Here is an 805-nt window from a genome sequence, read left to right as displayed (position 1 = left end):
ATCGCCATTGGTTTCATCCCAGTAAGAATCGTAACTAGGGTGCAGGGGGGAAGGGGGAGCCGTTGCAACTGACTCCACCGCGAACAATGTCAGCTGCCTGGGGGCCGCTCCGTTGTCGGATTCCGTCATAATTAGGTTAGTGTTAATCCACGCCACAGTGCTTGCTTACAGCACTGTGGCGAATTTTTAGATTTTAGATTTCGGAGTTAGGCGATCGCTTTGGTGGGCCAAAGTCGTTCGGTAATTCATCTATGCGATCTATGTTTAGTTCGCGGCACAAATTTTTGAGTTGAGACATGGTGAGCCTCGCTTCAGTTTTACCCGATATCCAGCGCTGATAAGTCGCTCGTGGAATACCGCAACGCATTGCCAGCTCATCCTGAGTTAGTTTGGTTCGTTCTATCCTCAGAGTGTCCAAAGGTGAATCACTCTCCTGCTTTTGCTTTCGATTTCTTGATTCCATTGTAACCTTATATATCTCATTTTGATGCCTCTAATTGACATAAACAATTTGAGGTCTCATAATGAGACTTGAAAGACAACACGAAACCAGTCCGATGTAACTGACTCGGTAAGGGACAGGTATTTTGGCTGGTTTCACCTAAAGTGTCTCATCTCAGTAGCAAAAGCCAAATCCGGGAAAATTAGCACTTTGTGTAATAGCCGTTGAAAGCTGATGAAGAGTGTTTCAGGCTACCAGTGTCCCGTAAGTGGTGAAGTCAGTGATTTGACACCTGAAGTGTTTGTCTATACAAGTCGCGGCTTGGATAAAAGCTGGTGACGTGCAATTGTATGGGGGCCCCAA

Annotated in this window: 1 protein-coding gene; it reads right to left on the bottom strand. The window is 46.1% G+C overall.

Going from position 1 to position 805, the window contains the following annotated elements; translation table 11 throughout:
* Positions 1-193: 193 nt before the first annotated feature.
* On the bottom strand, positions 194-463 hold the full coding sequence (locus RMX98_RS36270) for a helix-turn-helix transcriptional regulator (RefSeq protein ID WP_322738825.1): 270 nt from the start codon (positions 461-463) through the stop codon (positions 194-196).
* Positions 464-805 lie beyond the last annotated feature (342 nt).

This window comes from Nostoc sp. DedQUE02 (assembly GCF_034531035.1).
GTDB lineage: Bacteria > Cyanobacteriota > Cyanobacteriia > Cyanobacteriales > Nostocaceae > Nostoc.
The sequence above is the reverse complement of the archived record's forward strand: the minus strand, read 5'-3'. Positions and strand labels throughout refer to the sequence as shown.

What these genes read in the sequence shown, in the direction of transcription:
- RMX98_RS36270 (WP_322738825.1), bottom strand. Translation starts at nt 463, where the DNA reads ATGGAATCAAGAAATCGAAAGCAAAAGCAGGAGAGTGATTCACCTTTG.